The organism is Kitasatospora sp. NPDC059571 (assembly GCF_042735675.1).
Classification (GTDB): Bacteria; Actinomycetota; Actinomycetes; order Streptomycetales; family Streptomycetaceae; genus Kitasatospora.
Genome location: NZ_JBHWBW010000470.1, coordinates 1 through 6,247 on the forward strand (window position 1 = coordinate 1; position 6,247 = coordinate 6,247).

The 6,247-nt window shown below is 73.6% G+C and carries 7 protein-coding genes; all 7 read right to left on the reverse strand.

Annotated features, from left to right (window positions below; all coding sequences use genetic code 11):
• Window positions 1-177: 177 nt before the first annotated feature.
• Window positions 178-867, reverse strand: coding sequence for a MerR family transcriptional regulator (locus ACFV0G_RS33115; RefSeq protein WP_380556003.1), 690 nt, complete (start codon window positions 865-867; stop codon window positions 178-180).
• Window positions 868-1,107: 240 nt separating this feature from the next.
• A complete protein-coding gene (locus ACFV0G_RS33120) occupies window positions 1,108-1,578 on the reverse strand; it encodes a bifunctional nuclease family protein (RefSeq protein ID WP_380556005.1) in 471 nt (156 codons plus the stop codon).
• Between the two features lie 146 nt (window positions 1,579-1,724).
• Window positions 1,725-2,453 carry a MerR family transcriptional regulator gene (locus ACFV0G_RS33125; RefSeq protein WP_380556011.1) on the reverse strand — a complete coding sequence of 243 codons (729 nt, stop codon included), beginning with the start codon at window positions 2,451-2,453 and terminating at the stop codon, window positions 1,725-1,727.
• Window positions 2,454-2,533: 80 nt separating this feature from the next.
• The gene (locus ACFV0G_RS33130; protein WP_380556007.1) at window positions 2,534-3,421 is read right to left on the reverse strand and encodes an FHA domain-containing protein; all 888 of its coding nucleotides are present in this window, start codon (window positions 3,419-3,421) and stop codon (window positions 2,534-2,536) included.
• A gap of 202 nt (window positions 3,422-3,623) precedes the next feature.
• Entirely contained in the window at window positions 3,624-4,574 is a 951-nt protein-coding gene (locus ACFV0G_RS33135) for a DUF881 domain-containing protein (protein WP_380556013.1), read from the reverse strand.
• 230 nt (window positions 4,575-4,804) lie between these two features.
• Window positions 4,805-5,137 (reverse strand): small basic family protein, encoded by a 333-nt coding sequence (locus ACFV0G_RS33140; protein WP_030269510.1) that lies wholly within the window; start codon window positions 5,135-5,137, stop codon window positions 4,805-4,807.
• Window positions 5,134-6,147 carry a DUF881 domain-containing protein gene (locus ACFV0G_RS33145; protein ID WP_380556009.1) on the reverse strand — a complete coding sequence of 338 codons (1,014 nt, stop codon included), beginning with the start codon at window positions 6,145-6,147 and terminating at the stop codon, window positions 5,134-5,136. Before ACFV0G_RS33145 ends, ACFV0G_RS33140 begins: the two co-directional genes overlap by 4 nt.
• Between the last annotated feature and the right edge of the window lie 100 nt (window positions 6,148-6,247).

A 6,247-nucleotide genomic window follows, 5' to 3' on the forward strand; every position in this document is an offset into this window, starting at 1 on the left:
GCTCGCCGCCCCGAGCACCCCCTGCATCGACAACGACGCTCTCCCGGCCGCGGCGAGGGGCCCGGACGGTTCCCCGTCCGGGCCCCTCGAAGGCCTGCCGGGCACGGCCCGGGCGGGCCCGTGCCGTGGTGCGTCAGTACCTCGGTGCGGTGGTGCGTCGGTGCGGTGGTGCGCCGGTCAGACCGCGCGGTTGCGGCGCTGGGCCAGTTCGTCCGCGGGGTCGTGGCCGAGCACCGTCTCGCCGGTGTCGGTGCGTTCGGCGTGCAGCCGGCCGAGCACCGCCTCCAGCTCCTGCCAGACGGCGCCGACGGCGATGCCGAACATGCCCTGGCCGCCGCCGAGCAGCTCCACCACCTGTTCCGGGCTGGTGCACTCGTACACCGTGGCGCCGTCGCACATCAGGGTGAGTTCCGTCAGGTCGCCGAGCTCGGCGGTCTGCAGGTGCGCAACCGCCACCCGGATGTTCTGCAGCGAGACCCCGGCGTCCAGCAGCCGCTTCACGATCTTCAGCACGAGGACGTCGCGGAAGGCGTAGAGCCGCTGCGCGCCGGCGGGGTAGGCGGTGCGGACACTCGGTTCGAGCAGCCCCGTCCGGGCCCAGTAGTCGAGCTGGCGGTAGGTGATGCCGGCGGCCGCGCACGCGGTGGGGCCGCGGTAGCCGATCAGTGCGGAGGTGGGCTCGATCCGCTCGATGGCCGGCTGGCCGGCCTGGACGGCCGGGAAGCGGCCGACGCGCGGCAGCTCCGGCTCGCCCGCCGCATCGGCGGCCGGGGACTCCCACGGCCGTCCGACCGTACGGCGGGCAGCGCGCGGAATGTGCACGGCGCACAGGCCCCCAGCAGCTGGTTCGTCGCCGGTGCCGCTCATGCCACCCTCCGTCCACTCGTCCTGCGGTCGGTACACCCCGGTGGCGTAACCGCCGGGGCCATCACCTGACGGTAGGCAGTCGCCAGAGACCCGTCAACGATCGCCACGCCGGGTCTCACCGCAAAGTTCACTCCGACGAGTGGTTTTTCGTGCCCTTGGTCCGGGTAGGACGCCGCGTCTTTGCCTCAGCGCTTCGGTGTCACGGCCGGCGCGCACGGGGCGCGCCACGGTCGGCAGCCGCTACTGCTGGCCGCCGAAGTCCTCGGGCGACACCTGGTCGAGGAACTCGCGGAACTTCTCGACCTCGTCCTCCTGCTCGTCCGGGATCGCGATCCCGGCCTCGGCGAGGACCTCCTCGGCGCCGAAGATCGGCGTGCCCGTCCGCAGCGCCAGCGCTATCGCGTCGGAGGGGCGGGCGCTCACCTCGACCCCGCTGGCGAAGACCAGCTCGGCGTAGAAGACGCCCTCCCGCAGGTCGCTGATCCGCACCTCGGTGAGCTGCTGGCCCAGGGCGTCGAGCACGTCCTTGAAGAGGTCGTGGGTCAGCGGCCGGACCGGGGTCATCCCCTGCTGGGCGAAGGCGATCGCGGTCGCCTCGCCGGGACCGATCCAGATCGGCAGGTACCGATCGCCCCCGACCTCCCGCAGCAGCACGATCGGCTGGTTGGAAGGCATCTCCACCCGGACACCCACGACGTCGAGCTCATTCACACTGGCAACCCTATGGCCCGGGCCGCCGATAGGAAAGCGCAGCCCCTCGGCGGCAGGTCGAACGCCCCGGTACCCGCACCATCCGGCCGGGACGCGGCGCGGGCGCCCCGCGCGCGCGGACGGGAGCGGCGGAGGTCGGCCGGCGGTCAGCTCGGCCGGGCGCGCAGCCCCGCCTGCACCATCGCCGCGTGCAGCCGGACCGACAGGGTCGCCAGCTCGCGTGCGGTGGTCTCGGCGTGCGCCCGGGTCTGCGGGTTGCGGTGGCGCCGCAACGGCGCCACCACCTGGTCCACCAGGGCGACCTCCCGCTCGGCGGCGGCCTTCATCGCCCTCAGGTGCCGCGGCTCCAGCCCGTACCGGCCGAGCTCGGCGACCAGCCGGGCGATCTGCAGCGCCTCGCCGTCGTAGCCGCCGTCCGGGCCGGCGCTCACCAGCCCGTACGCCTCCCACTCGGCGAGCTCGCCCTCCCCGGCCTCCGCCGCGGCCAGCAGCTCGGCGCGCCCGAGCCGGACCCCGGCGACCGCCCCGCTGGCAGCCCCCAGCTCCCGGTCGGCCTCCTCCAGCGGACCGGGACGGGCCTCCGGAGCAGGCAGGGCGGGCGGCGCCTCGCCGCGCTCGATGGCGTCGAGATGCTCGCGGATCACCCGCAGCGGCAGGTAGTGGTCCCGCTGCATGCGCAGCACGTACGCGAGGCGCTCGACGTCCGCGGCGCTGAACTTGCGGTAGCCCGAGGGGGTGCGCTGCGGGTCCACCAGCCCCTCCGCCTCCAGGAAGCGGATCTTGGAGATGGTGACCTCGGGGAAGTCGTCCCGGAGGAAGGCCAGCACGGCCCCGATGGAGAGCAGTTCGTCGCCCCTCCCCCGCACCTCGCCCACACGGCGTGTGGCGGGTACGGGGGCGGCCCCGAGCGTGGTGGGAGGATTGGCGGTCACGCGGGCTCCTGCCGAAGTGGGATTCAGTACCCCCGGCCGTGGCCGGCGAAGAACACCAGCCGGTACTTGCCGATCTGCACCTCGTCGCCGTTGCTCAGGGTGACCTCGTCGATCCGCTCCCGGTTGACGTAGGTGCCGTTCAGGCTGCCCACGTCGGCGACCGAGAAGCCGCCGCCGGGCAGCCGGCGGAACTCCACGTGGCGCCGGGAGACCGTCACGTCGTCCAGGAAGATGTCACCCTGCGGGTGACGGCCGGCGGTGGTGAGGTCCGAGTCGAGCAGGAAGCGGCTGCCGGAGTTCGGGCCGCGCTGCACGATGAGCAGGGCCGAGCCCGGGGGCAGCGCGTCGATCGCCGCCAGCACCTCGGCCGAGAGCGCCGGAGTGGCGCCGGTGGCCGTGGCGGTGGGGTCGTACGACTCGATCCCCGAGATCGAGATGGTCGAGGTGGTCTCGACGGCACCCTCGGCCGGCGGCGCACTGCGCAGCGGCGTTCCGCAGTTGGAACAGAACCGGGCCGTGACCGGGTTCTGGTTGCCGCACCGCGGACACGGAGAGGTGCCAGCCATGTTCACAGCCTCCTGGCGCGGCACACCCGGCTGGGTGTGCCCGGCGTAGGGGTCCGGGGTAAACCCTCCACCGGAGGTTGAGGGTGCTGCCGGGAAACCTATGCGCGGCGCGGCACCGGATTCAACCGACGCGCCGTATCCCTGCTGCGGATTCCCGTACGCCGCGGCGCCCTGCGGACCGGCGTCCAGGTACTGCGGCCGCTCGGTGTACTGCTCGCCGGCCGGGGCGGACCGCATGCCGGGCACGGCGGCCTCGTCGTCCATCCGGCGGTGGCGCGCGGTGGGCGCCTCGACGGCCTCCTCACGGCGGTTGTTGCGGCCGAACAGCTTCGAGAACAGACTCACGGGCGAATCCCCTTGCGTGTGACAGACCCGCCCGCGGGGCAGGGTGACAGGCTCGAACAGGCAGCATGCCCGGCATCCGGCCGGGCCCGGGCAGGCGATGGCGCGTACCGGCCGGGTGGAACATCCCAGTGTGCCTCACCGAACGGCCGGAACGGCGACCGGGGGTGGCCGTCGGCTGACGGACCGTACGACAGTCGGTCCGTCACTTCGCCGCCGGCTTGCCGTACCGCAGCGGCTTCGGCTGGGCGATCGCGTCGACGACGACCTTCTGCTGCTGGGTGATGGTGGCCGTCGCCTGGTCCTTCTCCAGCGTCCGCACGACGCCGCCGGGGATGTTCAACGCGGGCGTGAGGTCCTGCGGATTGCCGACCACGGTGAAGCGGAACGGCTGCGACACGTTCCTGCCGTCGATCTGCACACCGCCGGCCGAGCCGTCGGTGAAGTACGTACCCGCCACCACACGCACGTCGTTGATCTGAATCGCCTCCGCTCCCGCCGCTCGGAGTTCCTGCAGGGTGTCCAGCAGCATATCCGCCTTCACCTGCCCTTGGGGATCGTCGATCGTCAGTACGATCCCGGGGCCCGTGGCCCGCTCGGTACCGGCCAGCACGCCCAGTTCGGTCGCCTTCTTCCTCGTCTGCTCCTGGGCCTCCTTGGCCTGGTTGGAGCTGTTCTCCAACTGGGTCAGGGACTGGTCCAGCTGCGTCTTCTCCTGCTGGAGACGCTGCTGACGGCTGTCCAGTTCGTCGAGGATGCGGACAAGATCCTCCTGCCGCGCACCGCGCAGCTGGCTGTGGTCGTTGGTCGAGCGCACCTGGATGGCCAGGCCGAGGCCCAGCGAGAACAGCAGGACGGCGACCACCAGTTGCCCGCGCGACAGACGCGGCGGCCAGAGCGCGGCCCGCAGCCGGCGGCGGGCGTCGGCGCCCTGCGCACCGGCGGCCGACGCCTCGGCCGGCACCGCGGGCTCCTCGGACCCGTCGGGCTCGACCGCCTGCGGCACGGTCCCGGCCGTGTCCGGGACCGGGCCGGACGCCTCGCCGCCGTCGGCCCGCCCGGCATCGCTGACCTGCGCGTTCTCCGTCCCCTCCGGTGCTGCCGCAGCCGGCGGCGCGACGGCCGGGGCGTCACCAGACGGGGTGCCGCCGGGCACCTCGCGGTCGGTGGGCGGGCCCGCCACATCGGCGGTGCCGACACCGCCGCCGGCGGCCCGTGCGGCCCCCACCGACGGATCGGCCGGCGGCCGCACGGCCTCGGTGGAATCGCCCGCCCCGACCGGTATCCCGGGCGTGTCGGACCCGCCGCGGGGGCCGTCCGGCTGCGCCGCGGCCGCCTCCCCGGGCCGGTCGAGGTGCTTGTCGTCCCGTTCCACGCTCGCGCCCCTCACGCCCTGAACACGTGCCGCCTGATCGCGGCAGCGTTGGAGAAGATCCGGATGCCGAGCACGACCACGACACCGGTCGACAGCTGGGCACCGACGCCGAGCTGGTCGCCGAGGAAGACGATCAGGGCCGCCACCACGACGTTCGACAGGAAGGAGACCACGAAGACCTTGTCGTTGAAGATCCCGTCGAGCATCGCCCGGACGCCGCCGAACACCGCGTCCAGGGCCGCCACCACCGCGATCGGCAGGTAGGGCACCACGGCGTCCGGGACCTCGGGCTGCACGAAGAGGCCGACGACGACGCCGATCACAAGACCTAGAACGGCAATCACGGTGTGGGTACTCCTGTCCCGGTAGGGTGCGGCTTGGCGGAGGCCGTCGACGACGGTGTGCCGGACGCGGACGCACCGGCGGTGGACGCACCGGTCGTGGCCGACGGCTGCCCCGGGCCGGGCACGCCGGCGTCCGGCCGGGCGGTCCGCAGCGTCACGCCCAGCGCCGCCGGCAGAGTCAGCCTGTCCTGCGGCGATATGGAGGCCTTGATCCCGTAGGTGTCCTGGATCAGCTTCAGGTAGCGGCCCGCCGGGGTGGCCTGGAACGCCTTCTGTATCTGCGCACCGTCCCCGATGGCGAGCACGGTGTACGGCGGCACCAGCGGCCGGTTGTCCACCAGCACCGCGTCACCCGCGGCCCGGATCGCCGAGAGCGCGGTCAGCCGCTGCCCGTTGATGGCGAGCGCCTCGGCACCGGAGGCCCACAGCCCGTTGACCATCAGCTGGAGATCGTGGTCGCGCAGTCGGCCGACGTTGCTGAAGCCGTCGGTCTGGCGCGGGTCGTTGGCGGAGCCGCCGGTGGTGTCCCCCGCGTCGTCCAGCACCATCTTGAGTCCCGGCCCGTGGATCTCCCCCGTGCCGGCGGCCGCGGCCAGCGCGGCCAGCCCGCCGTCGTCGCCCGGCGGCAGCGCGTCCTGCTGGGCCTTGGCGACCCGTGCCCGCAGGTCCTCGACCTTGTGCTGCAGGTTGTCCGCGTTGCGGGTCGCGTCGTTCACCCGGTGGACGAGCGCGTCCCGCTCCTTGGCCAGCGTGGGCTCGGCCTTCGAGGCGTTCACCCCGCCGACGGTCACCACGGTGGCGGCCAGCGCGAGCCCCAGGGCGAGCGTCAGCCGGCCCCGCAGGGTTCCCGGCAGCCGGACCGGCCGGCCGTCCCCGCGGGCCGCCGCCTCGGCGTACCCCTCGTCCAGACTGTGGTCCATCACATTGGTCAGCAGGGACATCGAGGCGTCCGGACGGTTGAACCGCCCGTTCCCGTCACTCGGCGTCGGCGTTGCTGGCATGCGGGACATCGTCCCATGGGTTCGGGGGCTGCTACGCACACCCCCCGCTCCCGGCCCCCGCGACGGCCGGCGGAGCGCGCCGAAGGCCGGGCCCGGGGCGGTGGTCACC